Origin of the sequence: Pseudomonas sp. 7P_10.2_Bac1, from assembly GCF_025465935.1 — a bacterium.
GTDB lineage: Bacteria > Pseudomonadota > Gammaproteobacteria > Pseudomonadales > Pseudomonadaceae > Aquipseudomonas.
On record NZ_JANLNV010000041.1, the window covers coordinates 68,457 to 87,803 of the forward strand.

Here is a 19,347-nt window from a genome sequence, read left to right on the forward strand (position 1 = left end):
GTCTTGGCCGGGTGCTGACGGTGTCAGCACCTTGCCCTATTCGAGATTCAGGAGTGTTTTCATGGCATTGAGTCAATTGGTACGGTTTTCGCTGGGCGCTGTCTTATGCCTGCTGCCGGTGTTCGCATTTGCCCATCCCGGGCATGACGAGTCAGGCTTTATGGCGGGCCTGGCACACCCCTTCAGCGGAGTGGATCACCTGTTGGCGATGTTCGCGGTCGGCCTCTGGGCCGCGCAGCAGACCGGCAAGGTACGCTGGATGTTGCCACTGATCTTCGTCGGCGGCATGTTGCTGGGTGGCCTCATGGGGTTCGATGGATTCGCCATTGACTATCTGGAAACCGGGATCGCTGCATCGGTGCTCGCCTTTGGTTTGCTGGTCGCGGTGGCGGCGCGTCCACCTGTGGCGCTTGCCCTGGGCATTACCGGCTTTTTCGGGATGGCCCACGGCATCGCCCACGGTATGGAGTTACCGGACATGCTAAGCCCTGCGGCTTATGCGGTTGGTTTTCTGATCGCAACATCGGTGCTGCATGCAGCAGGCTTTGCTTTGGCCCGGGTGTTGCCGATGCGCGCCGATGGACTGGTTAGAATGCTCGGTATGGCTTCGGCGGGGGCAGGCGTCGCGTTACTGGCAGGCTGATGGGGGGCGCTTATCAAGCGCTCGCAGTGAGGCTGATGTAGGCAGCCTCACTGCACGGCTCATTTCGATTCAACGCCGATTGAGCTAGCAGTGGTTGCCCGTACAGACCTCGTCGACATCCTGCCCCCGCGAGTATCCGCATTCCTTAACCTGCCGCACATCCACACTCTAGACACGCTGCGACCGCATATGGTGTGCTGTCGCCATCGAGCCCGGTGATGGTTGCCTGGGCTCATGCCGTCTCAGCCTATAACCGATGAGGTTCGTCTCTTGAGCAATTCTCCTTATGTTCCGCCTAAAGTCTGGACAAACACCGCACCGTCCGGTGGGCATTTTGCAAGTATCAACCGCCCGATTGCCGGGCCTACGCATGACAAGGAATTACCGGTCGGCAAGCATCCGTTGCAGTTGTATTCGCTGGCCACGCCCAATGGGGTGAAGGTGACGATTCTGTTGGAGGAGTTGCTGGCGCTGGGGCATAGCGCAGCTGAGTACGATGCCTGGTTGATTCGTATCGGTGAGGGCGATCAGTTTTCCAGCGGCTTTGTCGCGGTCAACCCGAATTCTAAGATTCCAGCGTTGCTGGACCGAAGTGTTGACCCGGCCATTCGGGTATTTGAGTCGGGCTCAATTCTGCTCTATCTGGCTGAGAAGTTCGGTGCCTTTATTCCCACTGACCTGGCCGGGCGTACCGAAACCCTGAACTGGCTGTTCTGGCAGATGGGCGCGGCGCCTTATCTGGGCGGTGGCTTTGGGCATTTTTATGCCTACGCGCCAGAGAAACTGGAATACCCGATCAATCGCTTCACCATGGAGGCCAAGCGGCAACTGGACGTGCTGGATCGTCGTCTGGCTGAAAGCCCGTATCTGGCGGGCGAGACTTATACCATCGCCGATATTGCGGTGTGGTCCTGGTATGGGCAATTGGTGCGTAACAATGTGTATTCGGCGGCTGAGTTCCTGTCTGCCCACGAATACACGCATTTGCAGCGCTGGGCTGAAGAGATTGCCAAGCGCCCCGCAGTGATTCGTGGGCTGCGGGTCAACCGTACCTGGGGTGATGAAGCCAATCAGGTGCCTGAGCGTCACCAGGCGTCTGATCTGGATTGATCGCCTTTACGCCAGCAGCTCGCTGATCCAGCGCACCTGTCGGGCGATGTCTTGCACTTTTTCCTCAGGCACGGCCTGCCGTGCTTGAGTGAACTGCTTCAACGTCTTTTGACGCTCACCCAGCAGCCGCTGCCATTTGGCCAGAAAGGCCGGGCTGCGGTTGGGCAGGTGCAGCGGGCCAAAGTACAGTTCTTGAGCGCTGTAGGTCACTGGCCCGGAGCGCTCTGCGACGATGATTTCGTAGTAGAAGCGGTTTTCCAGTAGAACTTCTTCAAAGACGATGCGGTAATGATGTTCCATCAGCCACTGACGTAGCGGTTGTTCCCCGCCGTTGGGTTGCAATATCAGGCGTTCCTGGCCGTTCAAATGGTGCTTGCCACTGTCCAGAATGTCGCGAATGGTCTCGCCACCCATGCCGCACAGGCTGATTGCGGTGATCCCGTCATCCGGTTCGATGGCCGCGAGGCCGTTGGCCAGGCGCACGGTGATCCGATCTTCCAAGTGATTGTCCCGCACGGTGCGTTGTGCCGCGTGAAAGGGCGTGAGTGCGACTTCGCCCGCCACCGCCGTCGAGATGGCGCCACGCTGTATCAATGCCACCGGCAGGTAGCCGTGGTCTGAGCCAATATCGGCCAGCCGCGCACCGGCTGGCATCTGCGCCGCCACGCGCTCAAGGCGCAGGGACAATGTGTGTGGGTTCAACGGCAGTTCCTTATCAGCACCCATGCGTGGCACTTATGCGGCCTCACGAAGTGCTCGCGCTGGGAAAAAGGGCGATTTTGTCATATCGGGCCGTTGGTGCGCTTGGCTCTTGGCGATTAAATGGCGCGTTGATTGACACGTTCAGTCAGTGCTTGCGCAGATTCCTTGCGCTCTGAATAACGATCCACCAGGTCGGGGCGCTCTCTGAGCAGCAGCGTGAACCTGACCAGTTCTTCCATCACGTCTACCACGCGGTCATACAGAGCTGAAGGCTTCATGCGGTTGTGTTCATCGAATTCGAGATAAGCCTTGGGCACTGAAGATTGGTTCGGGATGGTGAACATCCGCATCCAGCGCCCCAGCACCCGCAGTTGGTTGACCACATTGAATGACTGCGATCCGCCACTGACCTGCATGACCGCCAGGGTTTTGCCCTGGGTCGGGCGCACAGCCCCCAATGCCAGCGGCACCCAGTCAATTTGCGCCTTGAACACCGCAGACATGGCGCCATGTCGCTCCGGTGAGCACCAGACCTGGCCTTCAGACCACTGCATCAGCTCGAGCAGTTCCTGGACTTTTGGGTGATCGGCGGGCGCGTCGTCCGGCAATGGCAGCCCGCTGGGGTTGAAAATCCGCGTTTCGGCGCCGAAGTGTTCCAGCAATCTTGCGGCTTCTTCGACCAGCAGACGGCTGAATGAGCGCTCGCGCGTAGAACCGTACAGCAGCAGGATCTTGGGTTTATTTGCGTCGGCGCCCACCAGCGTGCTGGTGGTTAATGCGCTATCGAGGTTAGGCAGTCGGTCGGTCATATGAGCTCCGGTTACAGAGTGCTGATGCGGTCCAGTTCGTGTTTCAGGGTGTCACGGTCCAATTGCGTGAGCGGTAAGGCCAGCAGGGCGCTGCAGCGTCTTTTGATCTGCGCCAGGGTCGCGTTAAACGCTGCCGATACAGTGGCTTCGTCGCCGCTCACTTCAGACGGATCTTCAAGCTCCCAATGAGCTTTGATGGCGGGGCCGAAATACACCGGGCAAGCTTCACCGGCGGCCTTGTCGCAGACGGTAATCACTATGTCGGGCGGGTTGTCTGCGAAGGCTTCATTGCCCTTGCTGCTTAAACCGCTGATGCTGATACCGGCTTCTTGCAGTGTGCGCAGGCTGCGTGGCAGCACGCTGCCTTTGGGGAAACTGCCGGCGCTGATCGCCCGGATGCCTTGAGGGGCGAGGTGATTGAACATGGCTTCGGACAAAATGCTACGGCAACTGTTAGCGGTGCACATAAACAGGATACGCATGGAGTTTCTCGCTTCTGGGGCAGGGTCAAAGGCTCAAGCGCAAGGCCAGGGCTGACAAGGTGATAAACAGAATCGGCAAGGTCAGAATCACCCCGGTCTTGAAGTAGTAACCCCAGGTGATGCGGATGCCTTTGCGCTGTAAAACGTGCAACCAGAGCAGTGTTGCCAGGCTGCCGATGGGAGTGATTTTCGGGCCCAGATCAGCGCCAATGACGTTGGCATAGATCATGGCTTGACGCATCACATCACTGGCATCACTGGCCTGGATCGACAAGGCACCCATCAACACGGCAGGCATGTTGTTCATGGCCGATGACAGAAACGCCGAGAGAAACCCGGTGCCTAGTGTGGCCAGCCACAGGCTAGAGCCGAGCAGATGGTTCAGGGCAAGGGTCAGATAGCCCGTGAGGCCCGCGTTTTTGAGTCCGTAGACCACCAGGTACATGCCGAGAGAGAAAATCACGATCTGCCAGGGCGCATCGCGGACCACGCGGCGGGTCGAGATGATGCCGCCGCGTGCAGCGACTGCCAGCAAGACCACGGCGCAGACAGCGGCAATTGCACTGATCGGGATGCCCATGGGTTCCAGCACAAAAAGCCCGGCCAGCAACAGAATCAACACCGCCCACCCTGCGCGGAAAGTCATGATGTCGCGCACGGCAAGCCGTGGTTCTTGTAAGTCAGTCTGGGAGTAATGGCGAGGAATGTCGCGACGGAAAAACCCGTACAGCACCGCGAGGGTGGCGGCTATCGCAACCAGGTTGACTGGCACCATGATCGACGCGTACTCGTTGAAGCCCAGTCCGAAGTAGTCCGCCGACACGATATTGACCAGGTTTGACACCACCAAGGGCAGGCTGGCGGTATCGGCAATAAACCCGGCGGCCATGACAAATGCCAGGGTCGAGGCGGGAGAGAAGCGCAAGGCGAGCAGTATCGAGATGACGATGGGCGTCAAGATCAGCGCTGCGCCGTCATTGGCAAACAGGGCCGATACGGCGGCACCCAACAGCACTGTAAAGGCAAACAGGCGGCGGCCGTTGCCCTTGGCCAAACGCGCGACATGCAGTGCCGCCCACTGAAAAAAGCCGGCTTCATCCAGCAGCAAACTGATGATGATCACAGCGATAAAGGTCGCCGTGGCGTTCCAGACAATGCCCCACACCAAGGGAACATCGTCGAGCTTTACGACACCTGTGATCAGCGCCAGCGCAGCGCCCAGGGCGGCACTCCAGCCGATACCCAGACCTCTGGGTTGCCAGATGACCAATACCAGCGTGAACAAGAAAATGGCAGAGGCGGTGAGCATAAGCGTCTCGTCCTTTAGTCAGCAGCACATGGTTGTGTTGAGAGGGCGACCCTCCATGGCGCTGAGGCGGTGAGTGTTTGATTCAAGCCACTCGGTATTGGCTGCCAGGGTGGTGTCCAGTACTTCGCGTACCCAGGCGGGGAGTTCAGGGTTCAAGCGGTAATACACCCATTGACCCTGTCGACGATCAAGGAGCAACCCGCAACTGCGCAATTGAGCGAGATGCCGGGATATTTTGGGCTGACTGTCATCCAGCGCGCAGACCAGTTCACACACGCATAACTCGCCTTCGCGGGTGATCAGCAACGTTGCCCGGGCCCGGGTTTCATCGGACAGGCATTTGAAAACGGCAGCGGGAGTGAGCATGGATGTGCCTCTGTATATATGTTTATCCGAATATACGTTTATCCATATGTTTCAATCAAGCCCGGATTTTCCTCTCCTGACATTTTCGGCACCAGTGGAGGGTTGGCTGAAACAAAAAAGCACATCACGCCTGCACCGCTTCACCCACATAGTTCGCTCGTGGCCGAATCAATTGGCCTGTGGTCTTTTGCTCCAATGCATGGGCTACCCAGCCAACGGAGCGCGCCAGGGCAAACAGGATGACCGGTGCTTCAGAGGGCAGGGCATATGTCTCGGCCAAGGCCGACAGGACGAAATCGATATTGGGCTTTTCGCCGGAGATCTCTTCACCGGCTTCGCTGATGGCCTGATAAACGGGGGTTAAGCTGAACTGCTGCAACAGGGCCGCAGCCCGCGCATCGCCATGGGGGTACAGTGGGTGACCGAAAGCGGGCAGGGTGTCGCCGCGCTGTAAATGATCGCGCACGCTTTGCATAACCCCCTGCTGTTGCGCCTGAGCTTTTAACGCCCGGACACCTTTCACCGCTGAACCATGCAGTGGCCCGGTCAGGGCCGTTAAGCCCGCCATGAGCCCGGCGGGTATTGAGGCGCCGGTTGATATTGCGACCCTCACGGCAAATGCCGAAGCGTTCAATTCATGGTCGGCCAGCAGTACCAGGGTGCGACGCAGGATGTCTTCAGCCTCTGGAACGTCCCATGCCTGGGCGATACGACGATGCAGTGGCATGCCCGGTGTTTCTGAATGCCCAAGCATGGCGGCTATAAGAGTGCCGATCACGCTCATGGCTTCATTGACCAGCACGGTTGTTGCGCGACCACGGGAGGGCAGTGCGGTGTCGATCTGCGGCACCAGTACCTGCATGGCCCGCGCCAGCGGGGAGGTGAAAGCGACATCAACATTGGCGATGCGCGCCGGTGTGTTGAAGCTGACCGTGTCCACTTGCCACAACAAGCTCGCAATCTGTTCCAGTGTGTGGGTGTGCGACAGCGCCACAGCATCTTGCCCGCGATACCACAGGCGGTTCGTGTCCACGGTGGTGATGGAGGATGACAGTACCGGATCACCCCAGGCCATGGTCTTGGCGGCCACCGCCGCGACACTGCGCCGCCCGGTTTGGCGAGAGGCCATGCGTTTTACATCATCGGCGTTGTAGAGGCTACGCCGGGAATCGCCGGGATCCGGTTTGGCGCGAATGCGCCCGCGACTGACATTGGCGTACAGCGTTTGGGGTTGTACCTGCAAAAACGCCAGGGCTTCTTTCGCGGTAAACCATGCCATCACACACCTCATATTGATCATTTACATCAAGATTGACGTCAATCTTAGCGCGCCTATAGTCGCTCGCATCAACCTGACGTGAGAACACAGTCCATGACCCAGCCTGCCATGCTTCACGCTGTTTGGACCGCTTTGGGCGGTGATGTTGATGAGTGCACTCAAGTGACGCTGACGACTGCGGGCGCGTTGTCTTCAGCTTATCCGGTGACCGACCTGGCCAGTGCATCCATGGCCGCTGTAGCGTTGGCGATTGCCAAACTGCGTGCTCAACACCGTGGCCAAGCCATTGAGCCGCTGCAGGTCGATCGCCGCCTGGCGTCGATCTGGTTTGGCACTTCTTTACGCCCCGTCGGTTGGCAAATGCCCAACGTGTGGGACCCGGTTGCGGGGGATTACAAGGCCAGGGATGGCTGGATTCGTTTGCACACCAATGCCCCGCATCATCGTCTGGCGGCTGAGCGTATTCTCGGGCCCCATGCCGATAAAACCGGCATGGCCCAGGCCGTGTCACAGTGGCGCAAGGAAGAGCTCGAGGCAGCAATCGTCGAGGCGGGAGGCTGTGCGGCACAGATGCTTTCGACCGAAGCGTGGGCACGTCACCCGCAAGGTCGGGCAGTTGCTGATGAACCGCTGGTTCATCTGGCGCGTCGAGTCCAGGCTCATGCTCCCGCGCCTCCTGTTGACCTTGCTCGCCCGCTTGCCGGGATCAAGGTGCTGGATCTGACCCGGGTCCTGGCCGGTCCCATCGCCACGCGTTGCCTGGCGGCTTACGGCGCTGAGGTCTTGCGGATTGATTCACCGGACTGGAATGAGCCTGGGATTGTGCCAGAGGTGACGCTGGGCAAACGTCTGGTGCGGCTCAATCTGCGCGATCAGGCCGCACTGGCGACAGTGAAGTCGCTGCTGGCTTTAGCTGACGTGATTGTCCATGGATACCGCGCCGATGCCCTGGAGCATCTCGGATTGGGTACTGCCGTCAGGCAGCAAATCAATCCGCGCTTGATTGATGTCAGCCTCAATGCCTATGGCTGGACCGGGCCGTGGTGCAACCGGCGCGGCTTTGACAGCCTGGTGCAAATGAGCAGCGGCATTGCCGATTCCGGTATGCAGCACGCGCTAGCCGACAAACCCGTACCGCTGCCCGTTCAGGCGCTGGATCATGCGACCGGCTATCTTATGGCGGCCGCGGTGATTACCGGCATCACCGAGCGCCTGCAGGCCGGTACGGTACTCCAGGCCCGGTTGTCTTTGGCGCGAACGGCGAAGTTGCTGCAGGATTATCATGCGCTGGCTAATGGGCCCGTGTTCGCCGCTGAGAGTGATGCCGACAAAGGCATGCCCCTCGAACACACTTCATGGGGCGACGCGCAGCGCATTCTGTGGCCAATCCATATCAATGGCTGCCACGCCCAATGGGCATTGCCTGCCCATGAGCTGGGCTCGGACGCTGCGCACTGGTAGCCGAGTTCCCTTATGATGAGCGCCTATAAAACCAGCAAGGAAGTTGTTATGGGCGTAAACCATAAAGATCGGCAGATCGACAATATCGAGTTCAATGTGGGCGACATAGCCCGTAGCAAAGCCTTCTACGTTAGCGCCTTCGGCTGGACGTTCGTGGATTACGGGCCAACTTATACAGAGTTCACCGATGGTCGCTTGACCGGTGGATTCTCCACCGGAGAACCCGTGCGACCTGGCGGTCCTTTGGTCATTGTGTATGCGGATGATCTTGAAGCCACTCAAGAGCGCCTCAAGGGCTTGGGTGCCGTGATCAGCCGGGAGACCTTTGCGTTTCCGGGCGGTCGCCGGTTTCATTTTGTCGACCTTGATGGTTATGAGCTGGCGGTTTGGACGAGCCAGGAGTAGATTTCACTCTCGCAGTTCATATGGCGCTCCGGTCACCGCTCACTCCTGTGACCGGGCTGCTTCTTTAAACTGATATGATTCAAGCGCTTACAATCCGAGTGACCGAGAATGAATCGTCGTAAAAAGATCCAGCAGTTATTAAAGGCGCATGCCAAGAAGGCCAGTGCCAAATTGGCACCGAAAAAAAAGTCCACGTATGTCAGTAAGGCTGATCGATTAAAGTTGGCGGCTGAATCCACTGAGGCCTCAACCGTTATATCTGAGGACTGAGCAAGCGATAGCGCCTTTGTCATCAAGACACTTTATGTTGCTGCAATAAACGCATGATCGGGTGACCCGCAAGCCAGTGACCGAGCACGATTCGAGATCGTTTTCGTATCTGGCGTGACGGTTAAGGATGACTCTTTGACAAGCGGTGTAGAAGATGAAGTTTTATTCCCTCATGGATTTCAGGGGTATAACCGTGGTCAAGCATTCAGCCGTGGTTTTTTTATCAATTTCAGTGCTGGTCGGGTGCGAGGGCGATAAAGACCAAGTTGCACGGGAAAAGATCGAAGCCATTAAACAGATTGTTGCAACGCGCAATCAGGAAGATATCGATGTTTACAGTGTGCAACCTCTACTGCCTGACAACTTGAATCGCTGTATCGTTCAAATGACCGAAAACAAGGCCAAATTGGATGCAATTCAAGTGGACTACGCCGAGACACAAACTGTGCAGTCTTCTGACACCCACACGTTATACAGCATGATTAGTTACCAGCTCACCGCCTGCAAAGATGCGACACAGTCACAACGAGACTGATCCGCAGACCTGTCTCATTCCCCACGTTCTGTTCATGGCTGAATGTTTAAACCTGCTACGCTGATTTGCACCCACGGCGAGGTACTGATTTCGGGTGTTTAAGCTATTGAATCCGGCCGTTGGCACGGTAAAGGGGTTATTGAGGGAGTGATATGGAGTATTACGCATGGGTATTGGCGAAGTTTGTTGCGGGTTTTGTAATTATTGCAACTCACATGTACATGTCGGGGCGGACCCAGTTGTCACAGATGACGGCCATTGATCTCATCGGCAACTTTATCCTGGGTGGGATTATTGGCGGTGTGATCTACAGCGATACCATTCCCTTTAAACAGTACTTGCTGGTGCTTCTATTAGGCGTGCTGTTGATATACATCCTTAATGCTGCGACCAAACATATCCAGATTTTGCGTGGCTTTGCGATAGGCAGCCCGATACCGATCATCAAGAACGGTAAGTTCATCGTTGAAAACCTGATCGATAATAAACACAAGATCGACATTCTGCGGCTTGCCTCACAGTTGCATGCCCAGGGAGCGTGTGCATTTCAACAGGTGTACTACGCGCAAATCGAGCCGGGTGGCGAGTTGACGGTGATCTGTGATGAGCGTGACATGCCGTCGGTGATCGTGATGTACAACAGCGAGGCACGGCTCGATCAGTTGGCGTCCATAGGCCATGATCCGCAATGGCTGGAAGCGAAAATCAAAGATCTGGGGCTTAAAACCGAGGATGTGTTCCTGGCTGAGTTCTGGCGCGGCGAACTGTCCATCACGATTCGCGACGGCAGTGTCATTTGCCATGTGCCCCCGGCGCACCGTCATTGTTGATCATCGGTTGAACGCCTGTGCAGCGTTGGCGCGTGGCTCGGCAGTGTAGGCCCTGGCGTTCAGCCGTTGCGGGGCAGGGCTTCACACAGCTCCAGCAGTTGGCTTTGCAACAACTGGCCAGCATGGCTGAGCCCGCCTTGGGCGTAGAGCGCTAAAAATACGCCCTGGATATCTGGCAGGCCGCTGCTGGCGTCCAGCACTTGGTGCTCTGGGGTCACCACGCGCAGCGGCAGCAGGCTGACACCCAAACCTGCCGCCACCGCCGAACAGACACTGGCCAGGCTGGCACTTGAATAGCTGATACGCCACTGCCAGCCGCCCATTTCCAGGTGATGAAGCATTTCATTGCGGTACAAGCCGCCTGCCGGGAACGCCACCAGCGGCAACGGGTCGCGGCTCAGTGCGGGATGCAAGCGGCTGTCTACCCAGCACAAGGGCTCGGGCCAGCAGGCCAGGCAATCATCGTTCCGACCCATCTGCTTGACCAGCAGCAGATCAAATTCACCCCGTCGAAACAGGCGCAACAGTTCAGGCCCCAAGCCACTGGTGACCTCCAGCCGGACGTTCGGATGCTCCAGCCCGAAGCGCGAGAGCATGGGCATCAGGCGCTCGGTGGCAAAGTCCTCGGGCACACCCAGGCGCAATACGCCTTCACTTTGTTGGTTGTGCAAGGCCTCTCTGGCTTCTTCGTGGAGCATCAGAATGCGTCGTGCATAGGCCAATAATCGCTCGCCTTCCGTCGTGGCGACGACCTGGCGTTGATCGCGGTCGAGCAGTTTGCAGCCAAGGGTGTCTTCGAGTCGGCGTATCTGCTGGCTGACCGTGGACTGAGTCAAATGCAGGCGTTGGGCCGCACGGGTGAAGTTGGCGCAATCCACCACGGCGACAAAACTGCGCAGCAACACAGGATCGAACATGGGATCACCATTCATGTAGCCACTGGAAGGCATGATTATATTTAATTTCAGAATACCTGCCTGCATGACCATACTCGGCCTTCATGGTATGTGCACAGGGAGCAGAGCAATGGGACGCCTGACGGTTAAATCCGGCCTTCTAACGGCTGGGCTGTTAATGATGGGAGACGTGATGGCAAGCGAAAACACGCTGTTGAATGCTGTGCGCGGCGATGAGCGGGCGCACGTGCAGCACTTGATCACTCAAGGCGCTGACCTCAACGCTCAGGCTGCGGATGGCAGCAGCGCATTGCTGCTGGCGACTCAACAAAACAACGTTGAAATCGCCCGGGCTCTGATCACTGCGGGCGCCGATGTTAATCAGAAAAATCAGATGCAGGACAGCGCTTACTTGTATGCCGGAGCCAGTGGCTATAACGAAATCCTCAAGCTGACGCTGGCCCATGGAGCTGACCTCAAGAGCACCAATCGCTACGGCGGAACGGCACTGATTCCCGCATGTGAGCGCGGCCATGTTGAAACCGTACGCTTGTTGATCGCCGCTGGAGTTGACGTCAATCACGTCAATCGACTGGGCTGGACCTGTTTGATGGAAGCCATTGTGCTGTCCGATGGCGGCCCCGCGCATCAGCAGATTGTTTCCCAGCTAATCCAGGCGGGCGCCGATCTGAATCTGCCTGACAGCCAGGGCCACAGCCCTTTGCATCAAGCGCAACAGCGCGGCCAGAGAGCTATTGCCTCTCTGCTGCGTGAAGCCGGCGCCAAGTGACTCAGAGGAGATTGTATGAATACGGATCAACATTACCTGGCCCGCGCGGTTGAACTGGCGCAGGGTAACGTCAGTGCTGGCGGGCGACCATTTGGTGCGGTTCTGATCAAGGACGGCAAGGTACTCGTCGAGGCTGTGAACGAAATTCACCTCAGTCAGGACCCGACCGCCCACGCTGAACTGCTGACTCTGCGCCGGGCTAGCGAGCGTCTGGGCGCTCGTCTGGACGGCTGTGTCATCTATGCCAGCGGCCAACCGTGCCCGATGTGTCTGGCGGCCATGTACCTGAGCGGTATCTCACGGGTTGTGTATGGCGCGGCGAACGAGGTGGGTGAACCGTTTGGTTTGTCGACCGCCGATCTTTATCGGCAACTGGCGTTGCCATTAAACGAACAGACGCTCAAGGTTCAGCATCTGCCTCAGCCCGCCATGGCCGAGGTGTACCGAGACTGGCAGGCGCGCCATGCAAGCCGCTGATTCACGCTTGCGTAGCCTGGCCAATTGGGCGCTGATTATTGCCTTGGGGCTTAACCTGCGGCCGATTTTGAGCTCCATCAGCCCGTTGTTGATGCAAATCCGCAGCGATACCGGCTTGAGCTTTCAAAGCAGCGCCTGGCTGACCAGCTTGCCGGTGATTTGCATGGGCCTGGTTGCGTTGGTTGGTGTGCGGATCGAAGCCCGCTTGGGAGAGCGGCGCGGCGTGGCGCTGGGGCTCATGATGATTCTCGGTGCATGCGTGTGGCGCTTGTTGGGGCAGCAGGCCGAAGTGCTGCTGATCACTGCTTTATTGGGCGGCGCTGGCGTGGCGTTGATTCAGGCGCTGGTCCCGGCATTGATCAAGCGACAGTTTCAGCAACGTGTGGCGCTGGCATTGGGGGTGTACTCAGCTTCGCTGATGGGCGGCGGTGGGGTGGCGGCGATGCTCAGCCCGGTGGTGGCCGGACATTTCAGCCATTGGCAGGCGGGGCTTGGTGTCTGGTTATTACCGGCATTGGCGGCGTTGCTGATGTGGTGGCTGTTGCCCTTCAAAGGCTTTGCTCCACGCACGTACGGTGTGGCTGCCCAGCCTTGGCGCAACCGCAGGGCCTGGTTATTGGCGCTGTACTTCGGGTTGGTGAATTGCGGTTACATGAGCATGGTGGCCTGGCTGCCGGCCTATTACCTGCAAATGGACTGGAGCGCGACCCAAAGCGGTTCACTGTTGGCGTTCATGACCGTGTTCCAGGTGCTGGCGGCGCTGGTCATGCCCGCTTTGGCGCAACGCAGTATAGATCGTCGGCCATTTCTGGCTATCAGTCTTGGCGCCCAGGCCCTTGGTTTCTTCGGCTTGCTGATGTGGCCGCTTGAGGCGCCACACGTATGGGTGGCCTTGATCGGTTTCGGTCTTGGAGCGTGCTTTGCCCTAAGTCTTATTCTGACCCTCGATCATTGCCGTGAACCCCGTGCAGCCGGGCAGTTGGCGGCTTTCGTGCAGGGCGTGGGGTTTCTGATCAACGCGGTCTCGCCTTGGTTGACCGGCTGGCTACGAGAGCTGACCGGCAGTTTTGTCAGCGCGTGGTGGGTGCTGATTGTCGGGGTAGTGTCGATGCTGATACTGACCCGCGTGTTCAGCCCGGCCAGTTATCGCGGTACAGACACTGAACTCCAGCCCGCGGCGCTGTCGGCCAATGCCTGAGCAGCCGCGTACTTGGGGTCAATAGTGTGCTCCAGTACCCACAGCAAGTGCTGCATGAGCGGGGAGTCGTAGTGCGCGCATGGCTGAGGGCAGGCGGGACCTTGGGGAAGTTTAATGGTTAATGGCGTTGTCGCGGCGTGTTGAGCCGCTGGGTTTGGGTCATGTTGTTCTTCCTTTGAATTGATCCGTGCGGGGCGCCGTTTCGCTGTGATAGGCGCAAGGTATCAACTTCGCCTTTGAACGGTATTAAACACGCCAGCCCCGGATTGTTAAGGTGTTGGGGTCATCAGGAGGAATCAATTATGAATTTTGCAGGCAAAACCGCCATTGTGACGGGTGCCGGAAGAGGCCTGGGCTTGAGCTACGCCCGCGAACTGGCGCGTCTGGGGGCCAATGTTGTCATCAGCGATATCGGTGCGGACAACCTGGGCGATGGGGTCGATGCTTCGATTGCCCATAGGGCGGCCCGCATGTTGGAAGCTGAAGGCTACAACGTAGTGGGGCATTGCGCAGACCTGGGCACTGAGCAGGGTTGCCAGCAATTGGTAGAGGCAGCGGTCGAGGCGTTTGGCCAACTGGATATCGTGATCCATAACGCGGGCTGGGTCGGTTATCAGCCCATAGAAGCTATTGAGTCCGCGTTCATAGCGCGCGCGTTGGATGTCAGCGTTTATGCTCCTGTGTGGTTGTGCAAGCATGCCTGGAAGTACTTGCGGCAATCGGTAGCGCCACGGGTAGTTTTGACCACTTCGGACCGGGCCATGTACGCGCAATATGCGCAGCCGGGTCTGGTCGCTTATGCCGCGGGCAAAATGGCGCAATTGGGCATCATGAACGCACTAAGCATGGAAGGCAGGAGCGACGGGATCATGGTTAACGCGGTTTCCCCTGTGGCCAAGACCCGAATGTGGGGCGTGACTGAAGAGCCGGATACGCTCAAGCCGGAATGGGTGACCCCCGGTGTGGTGTTTTTGGCGTCTGAAGCGTGTCAGGACACAGGCTACGTTTTGCGAGCCAGCAATGGCCAATTCACCGCGACCCGTTTCGTCGAGAACACTGGAGTCGACTACCCAAGTGATTTGGCCAGGGTCAAGGCCGACAGTGCAGGGCAAGTGGCCCAGTTGTGGGAGCAGATCAAAGAAGGCTGATCCGATGATTCCAGGCCACGGTCCTGCGCCCCGCATTGCGTAACGACAAACTGCAGGACCGAGCTTGTCTCGCGATCTTTTGATCTTGTGGGTTGTTTGACCGATCAAAAGATCGCAGCCGTTGTTTCTTGGCGGCTCTCAGGGAAGACGTTTGGCGTTACAGCTTCCACTCCAGGCCCAGGCTGACAGTTCTTGGCTCGCCCCAGAACACGCCGTTATAGAAACCTACGTTGTCGTAATACTTCTGATCCAGCACGTTTTTGACGTTTAACGTCGCTGCGACATGGGCGTCGAACTCATAGCGCGCCATCAGGTCGAGTAGGGTGTAGGACTTCTGGGTGATGTTCTCTTTGGTGGTGATCGGATAGCCGTTCGGGTTTTTCTGGCCGGTCGGGCGATTGCCTGCGCGGTAGATGTCGCTCTGCCAGTTAACCGCTGCGCCTACGGTCATCGCGCTCCATTCGCCCGGTAACTTGTAACTGGTCGACACCTTGACCAGGTTCAGCGGTGAGGCGGTATTGATTCGCTGGCCATCAGCATTGAGCGAGTGGGTGTAGGTGTAACCGGCCATCATGTTCCAGCCACGGGTGAGTTCACCGGCCAGTTCAACTTCAAAGCCTTTGATTTTGTTGCCCTTGCCCCCGGATTTGTAATATTCCTCGCCGTTCGGGCCGCGTGGCACGGAGTCGTCGATTTCCGGGACGTTATCCTGCTTGCTCCAGAACACCGCGCTCGACAGGTTAAGGCGTTCTTCCAGGAAACTCCCTTTGAGGCCCACTTCATACACGCTGCCGACCACGGGCTTGAGGTATGAACCACTCGCGTCCTTGTCAGTGGACGGTTTGAAGATGTCGGTGTAGCTGACATAGGCCGTCAGTTCATCGGTGAAGTCATATAGCAGGCCGGCATAGGGCGTGATCATGTCGTTGTGGGTTTGCACGACCTTCTGGTAATTGATGCCGCCCGGTGCCTGGTCGTCGAATTCGCGGCTGGCGTTTGAGCTTTTCCAACTGCCATAACGCGTACCGAGCACGGCGTGCCATTCATCTGTCAGGTTAAATCGCGTGGCCAGATAGCCGGATTTTTGCTTGATCGTGTTGTGGCTACCGTCAATACCGGTGTCCTGGTCTCGGTATTTGGGAATTGAACCCAGGTCATGCCAGTCCGGTATGGTGCCGTAGTCGTCAGGGTTCAAGTCAATCGACAGGGGCGAAGTGCTGTCGTACTTGGCTTCGCCGTAACCGACCATCAGTTCGTGTTCGCGCCCCAGCAGCGGGTAAGTGCCCGAGACGTTGACATCAAGTGCCGTCATGGTTTCGTCACCGGCAAAGTGGCTGCTATAAGCCGACATGCCGGTGCCATCGGCGTTGGGGAAGCCACCTCCGGCGTAATACACCTTGCCGTCGGAGTCGCTGGTGCGATGGGTATAGGCCGCCTTGAGTCGCCAGTTATCGAACAACTGCTGGTCGAGGGTGGCGAATGCAGTTTTGTCCTTCATTGGCCAGGAACTCCAGGGGGCCGCCCAGTTGGTTGAGCGCCCCAGGTGCGCCTTGTCGCCCGTGCCGTTCCAGTAGGGTGTTGTGCCCCAGGATGAGCCGCGTACCTGTTTGTCCTGATAGTCGTAGCCGACGGCGACCGTGGTGTCGTCGGTGAGGTCGGCTTCCAGGATGCCGTAAGCCACTTCACGCTTGAGCGCGTATTCATCACGAAACGACTTGCTGTCGCGGTAGGCCAGCACGGTACGGCCGCGCAAACGGCCGTCGAAGCCCAGTGGTCCGCCCACATCGACGTAGCTGTAATAGTCGTCGAAGCTACCACCGCTGATTCCCGCCGTGGCAGCCAGTTCACGGGTAGGGCGCTTGCGGATCATGTTGATGGTGCCCGACGGATCACCCGCGCCGGTGGTCAGGCCGGTGGCGCCGCGTACCACCTCGATGCGGTCGTAAATGATGGTGTCAGCGTCAGATTTCATGTAGCTGAACGTGTTGAGCATCCCGTCAATCTGGAAGTTGTTGATGGTGTAGCCGCGTGAGGAATAGCTGACACGGTCCGAATCGTTGTGCTGCACCACCACGCCTGTGGTGTGGCGCATGGCTTCGGTGAGGGTGTTGAGGTCGAAGTCATTCATCTCCTGGCGGGTCACCACGGAGATCGACTGCGGGGTTTCGCGAATGCTCAGGTTGAGCTTGGTCGCGGTGTTGGTTGATCCGGTGGTATAGGATCCGGTGTCTTCAGTGGTCGAACCCAATCCCTGGGCGCTGATGCGGGTGCTGGCGAGTTCCATACCGGTAGGTTTCGTTTCGGTGTCATCCCGGGTTTCAGCATCTGCCAACAAATGCGAACTGCTGATAAGACCGAGGGCTAACGTCACAGAACGGGTGAGGGTGGCACGCATTGCCGCTGATTCCTTGTCAGTTTTTTGAAGTTGTCTAGTGCTTCAAACGAATGACGAGGCAGATAGTTAGTAATTTTTCAGTTTATTTCGAATACATTTTCCCCGGGGTGTGTGTATTCAAATCTTCGGGCGCTAGGGGAAACATCGAAGGGTATACTTCTTGCCTTCGCACATCTTCAATTCACACGTACCGAGATTCTTAATGAGCCGTACTCTGTCTATTGCACCGGAGCGCAAGTCGTTTGCGCCGCTGGTGGCTTTCATCCTACTGTTACTGGGCGCCGCATTCCTGCAAAACACAGTGGGGTCGCGCCAGGTGTTATTGCTGGTGGTGGGCGCCGCCCTGGGTTTGACCCTGTATCACGCAGCCTTTGGTTTTACCTCGGCCTGGCGGGTGTTTATCAATGATCGACGCGGCGCTGGCTTGCGCGCGCAAATGGTCATGCTGTCAGTGGCTGTGCTGCTGTTCTTCCCGGCGCTGGGTGCTGGCACGCTGTTCGGCCAACCCGTGGTCGGGCTGGTGGCTCCCGTGGGAGTGTCCGTTGTGTTCGGTGCGTTCATTTTCGGCATCGGCATGCAATTGGGCGGGGGCTGCGCTTCCGGCACCCTGTTCACCGTCGGTGGCGGTAATGCGCGGATGCTGGTGACGCTGTTTTTCTTTATCTGTGGTTCGGTCATCGCCACCCATCACGCCGACTGGTGGTTTGCGCTGCCTTCGCTGCCGGCCACTTCCATCGTCAAGAGTTTCGGCGTAGTGCCAGCCCTGTTGCTGAGCCTGGCCATCTTCGGCGTTATTGCGGCGGTCACCGTGCGCCTGGAAAAATCCCGTCATGGCCAGTTGGAAGAGGGCATAACCAGTGAACACCAAGGGTTTCGCCGCTTTCTGCGCGGGCCATGGCCACTGGTGTGGGGCGCGATTGGCCTGGCGTTGCTCAACTACGCCACACTGGCCCTGGCGGGTCGCCCGTGGGGCATCACCTCGGCCTTCGCCCTGTGGGGCGCCAAGGTGGTGAGCGGGCTGGGCGTGGACGTCAGCAACTGGGGGTTCTGGCAAGTGCCGAGCAACGCCAAGGCACTGGCGGCGCCGGTCTGGGAAGACATCACCAGCGTCATGGACATCGGTATCATCCTCGGCGCGTTATTGGCGGCAGGGCTGGCAGGCCGCTTTGCACCGAGCCTGAAAATCCCGGCCCGTTCGCTGTTGGCGGCAGTTATCGGCGGGCTGTTGCTCGGCTATGGTTCGCGCCTTGCGTATGGCTGCAACATTGGCGCGTACTTCAGCGGCATCGCTTCGGGCAGCCTGCATGGCTGGGTATGGTTGGTGGCGGCATTTTTGGGCAACAGCGTGGGTGTGCGCCTGCGGCCGTTATTCTTCGCCGGCGAACGTCCGCAAGTGGCGTTGAGCGGTTGCTGACCGTGCACTGAAGCTTTCGTCACATCGCTTGCAAGGCGTTTAATCAGCGATGTGGCGCAGGCTGTTCAAGAATGCCGCGTTGACGATTACGGATTTTCCATTGGCTTAACAGCCAGCCGCCCTGGCCTGTGAAAAACGCCGTGCTGGTGACACACCGGGTCATTCTTGCCAGCCGAAAATGCCGGAAATCGTCGCGAAGCTCACACCACGCGGCGAGTATCCGAAAACCATCAAAATACCCAATGCACACCGGCCGAATCAGGCGTTGGGTACTGGTTTGTCCTGCATCGTTGTATTCAATGATCACTTTCTGCTCTTGACGGATCGCATCACGCAGCGTCCGTGCGATCTCCCCGTCATCGTCATCGGACAGCCCGGGGCCTGCAAACAGCGCCGTGTTGTCGAACCGCTCTGCGACTCTGGGTTCAAGTACCGCACGGATCTTGCTTTCGACATCGGCCGCAGCCTGTGACAGCGACGAGTCGGTTCTGCGACTCACCCAGCGCAGGCCCAAAAGCAGGGCCTCCAACTCGGTCTCGGTGAACATGAGCGGGGGCAGGGTGAAACCGGGCTTGAGCACATAACCGATGCCGGGCTCGCCCTGGATATCGGCTCCTTGCCTTTGCAATGCGGTGATATCGCGATAAATCGTGCGCAAGCTGACACCGGTTTCGTGAGCGAGCACATGACCGCTAACGGGGTAACGGTGCCGACGCAGTATCTGCAGCAGGAGTAATAAACGTTCTGAACGGGTCATGGCGGGCATGCTGACAGGATTTGTCAGCATCGTCGAATAACCTGCGCGCTCTTATCGCATAAGGGTACTGC

General features: G+C 58.2%; 21 protein-coding genes. 12 read left to right on the forward strand and 9 right to left on the reverse strand.

Annotation, left to right across the window (positions count from 1 at the left end; genetic code table 11):
- Window positions 1–61: 61 nt before the first annotated feature.
- Together NTD86_RS08085 and yghU are read left to right on the forward strand one after the other, a co-directional pair.
- Window positions 62–643: a HupE/UreJ family protein gene (locus tag NTD86_RS08085; RefSeq protein ID WP_262201666.1), complete on the forward strand. Its 582-nt coding sequence runs from the start codon at window positions 62–64 to the stop codon at window positions 641–643.
- A gap of 270 nt (window positions 644–913) precedes the next feature.
- Window positions 914–1,753 carry a glutathione-dependent disulfide-bond oxidoreductase gene (gene yghU / locus NTD86_RS08090; protein WP_262201667.1) on the forward strand — a complete coding sequence of 280 codons (840 nt, stop codon included), beginning with the start codon at window positions 914–916 and terminating at the stop codon, window positions 1,751–1,753.
- A gap of 6 nt (window positions 1,754–1,759) precedes the next feature.
- Here yghU and NTD86_RS08095 read toward each other — a convergent pair whose 3' ends face one another.
- The 6 genes from NTD86_RS08095 to NTD86_RS08120 all read right to left on the reverse strand — a co-directional run bounded on the left by NTD86_RS08095 (window position 1,760) and on the right by NTD86_RS08120 (window position 6,700).
- Entirely contained in the window at window positions 1,760–2,455 is a 696-nt protein-coding gene (locus tag NTD86_RS08095; protein WP_262201712.1) for a tRNA (adenine(22)-N(1))-methyltransferase, read from the reverse strand.
- Between the two features lie 116 nt (window positions 2,456–2,571).
- The gene (gene arsH, locus NTD86_RS08100; protein ID WP_262201668.1) at window positions 2,572–3,264 is read right to left on the reverse strand and encodes an arsenical resistance protein ArsH; all 693 of its coding nucleotides are present in this window, start codon (window positions 3,262–3,264) and stop codon (window positions 2,572–2,574) included.
- An 11-nt stretch (window positions 3,265–3,275) separates the two neighbouring features.
- A complete protein-coding gene (locus NTD86_RS08105) occupies window positions 3,276–3,746 on the reverse strand; it encodes an arsenate reductase ArsC (protein WP_262201669.1) in 471 nt (156 codons plus the stop codon).
- 25 nt (window positions 3,747–3,771) lie between these two features.
- Complete coding sequence (locus NTD86_RS08110; protein WP_262201670.1) at window positions 3,772–5,055, reverse strand: arsenic transporter; 1,284 nt, start codon at window positions 5,053–5,055, stop codon at window positions 3,772–3,774.
- 18 nt (window positions 5,056–5,073) lie between these two features.
- Window positions 5,074–5,421 (reverse strand): metalloregulator ArsR/SmtB family transcription factor, encoded by a 348-nt coding sequence (locus NTD86_RS08115; protein WP_262201671.1) that lies wholly within the window; start codon window positions 5,419–5,421, stop codon window positions 5,074–5,076.
- A 124-nt stretch (window positions 5,422–5,545) separates the two neighbouring features.
- A complete protein-coding gene (locus NTD86_RS08120; protein ID WP_262201672.1) occupies window positions 5,546–6,700 on the reverse strand; it encodes a citrate synthase in 1,155 nt (384 codons plus the stop codon).
- Window positions 6,701–6,808: 108 nt separating this feature from the next.
- Between NTD86_RS08120 and NTD86_RS08125 the strand changes: the two genes are divergently transcribed.
- From NTD86_RS08125 to NTD86_RS08145, 5 genes are all read left to right on the forward strand, one after another.
- On the forward strand, window positions 6,809–8,161 hold the full coding sequence (locus tag NTD86_RS08125) for a CoA transferase (protein WP_410016964.1): 1,353 nt from the start codon (window positions 6,809–6,811) through the stop codon (window positions 8,159–8,161).
- A gap of 48 nt (window positions 8,162–8,209) precedes the next feature.
- Window positions 8,210–8,566 (forward strand): VOC family protein, encoded by a 357-nt coding sequence (locus tag NTD86_RS08130; protein ID WP_262201713.1) that lies wholly within the window; start codon window positions 8,210–8,212, stop codon window positions 8,564–8,566.
- Between the two features lie 108 nt (window positions 8,567–8,674).
- Window positions 8,675–8,836, forward strand: a complete 162-nt coding sequence (locus NTD86_RS08135) for a DUF2986 domain-containing protein (RefSeq protein WP_262201674.1) — start codon at window positions 8,675–8,677, stop codon at window positions 8,834–8,836.
- A gap of 154 nt (window positions 8,837–8,990) precedes the next feature.
- Window positions 8,991–9,371: a hypothetical protein gene (locus NTD86_RS08140; RefSeq protein ID WP_262201675.1), complete on the forward strand. Its 381-nt coding sequence runs from the start codon at window positions 8,991–8,993 to the stop codon at window positions 9,369–9,371.
- 152 nt (window positions 9,372–9,523) lie between these two features.
- Window positions 9,524–10,201 (forward strand): DUF421 domain-containing protein, encoded by a 678-nt coding sequence (locus tag NTD86_RS08145; RefSeq protein WP_262201676.1) that lies wholly within the window; start codon window positions 9,524–9,526, stop codon window positions 10,199–10,201.
- Window positions 10,202–10,260: 59 nt separating this feature from the next.
- On the opposite strand, the gene NTD86_RS08150 is transcribed toward NTD86_RS08145, so the two are convergent.
- Window positions 10,261–11,118 (reverse strand): LysR family transcriptional regulator, encoded by an 858-nt coding sequence (locus NTD86_RS08150; RefSeq protein ID WP_262201677.1) that lies wholly within the window; start codon window positions 11,116–11,118, stop codon window positions 10,261–10,263.
- Between the two features lie 109 nt (window positions 11,119–11,227).
- On the opposite strand from NTD86_RS08150, the gene NTD86_RS08155 reads away from it, so the two are divergent.
- From NTD86_RS08155 to NTD86_RS08170, 4 genes are all read left to right on the forward strand, one after another.
- Window positions 11,228–11,887 carry an ankyrin repeat domain-containing protein gene (locus NTD86_RS08155; protein ID WP_262201678.1) on the forward strand — a complete coding sequence of 220 codons (660 nt, stop codon included), beginning with the start codon at window positions 11,228–11,230 and terminating at the stop codon, window positions 11,885–11,887.
- Between the two features lie 15 nt (window positions 11,888–11,902).
- Complete coding sequence (locus NTD86_RS08160; protein ID WP_262201679.1) at window positions 11,903–12,364, forward strand: nucleoside deaminase; 462 nt, start codon at window positions 11,903–11,905, stop codon at window positions 12,362–12,364.
- Window positions 12,351–13,562 carry a CynX/NimT family MFS transporter gene (locus NTD86_RS08165; protein WP_262201680.1) on the forward strand — a complete coding sequence of 404 codons (1,212 nt, stop codon included), beginning with the start codon at window positions 12,351–12,353 and terminating at the stop codon, window positions 13,560–13,562. The genes NTD86_RS08160 and NTD86_RS08165 overlap by 14 nt, the downstream gene beginning before the upstream one ends.
- Window positions 13,563–13,864: 302 nt before the next feature.
- Entirely contained in the window at window positions 13,865–14,710 is an 846-nt protein-coding gene (locus tag NTD86_RS08170; protein WP_262201681.1) for an SDR family NAD(P)-dependent oxidoreductase, read from the forward strand.
- A gap of 157 nt (window positions 14,711–14,867) precedes the next feature.
- On the opposite strand, the gene NTD86_RS08175 is transcribed toward NTD86_RS08170, so the two are convergent.
- The gene (locus tag NTD86_RS08175) at window positions 14,868–17,105 is read right to left on the reverse strand and encodes a TonB-dependent siderophore receptor (protein ID WP_262201682.1); all 2,238 of its coding nucleotides are present in this window, start codon (window positions 17,103–17,105) and stop codon (window positions 14,868–14,870) included.
- 202 nt (window positions 17,106–17,307) lie between these two features.
- On the opposite strand from NTD86_RS08175, the gene NTD86_RS08180 reads away from it, so the two are divergent.
- On the forward strand, window positions 17,308–18,519 hold the full coding sequence (locus NTD86_RS08180) for a YeeE/YedE family protein (RefSeq protein WP_262201683.1): 1,212 nt from the start codon (window positions 17,308–17,310) through the stop codon (window positions 18,517–18,519).
- A gap of 43 nt (window positions 18,520–18,562) precedes the next feature.
- Here the strand turns inward: NTD86_RS08180 and NTD86_RS08185 are convergent, their stop codons facing one another.
- Window positions 18,563–19,306, reverse strand: coding sequence for a helix-turn-helix transcriptional regulator (locus NTD86_RS08185; RefSeq protein ID WP_262201684.1), 744 nt, complete (start codon window positions 19,304–19,306; stop codon window positions 18,563–18,565).
- Between the last annotated feature and the right edge of the window lie 41 nt (window positions 19,307–19,347).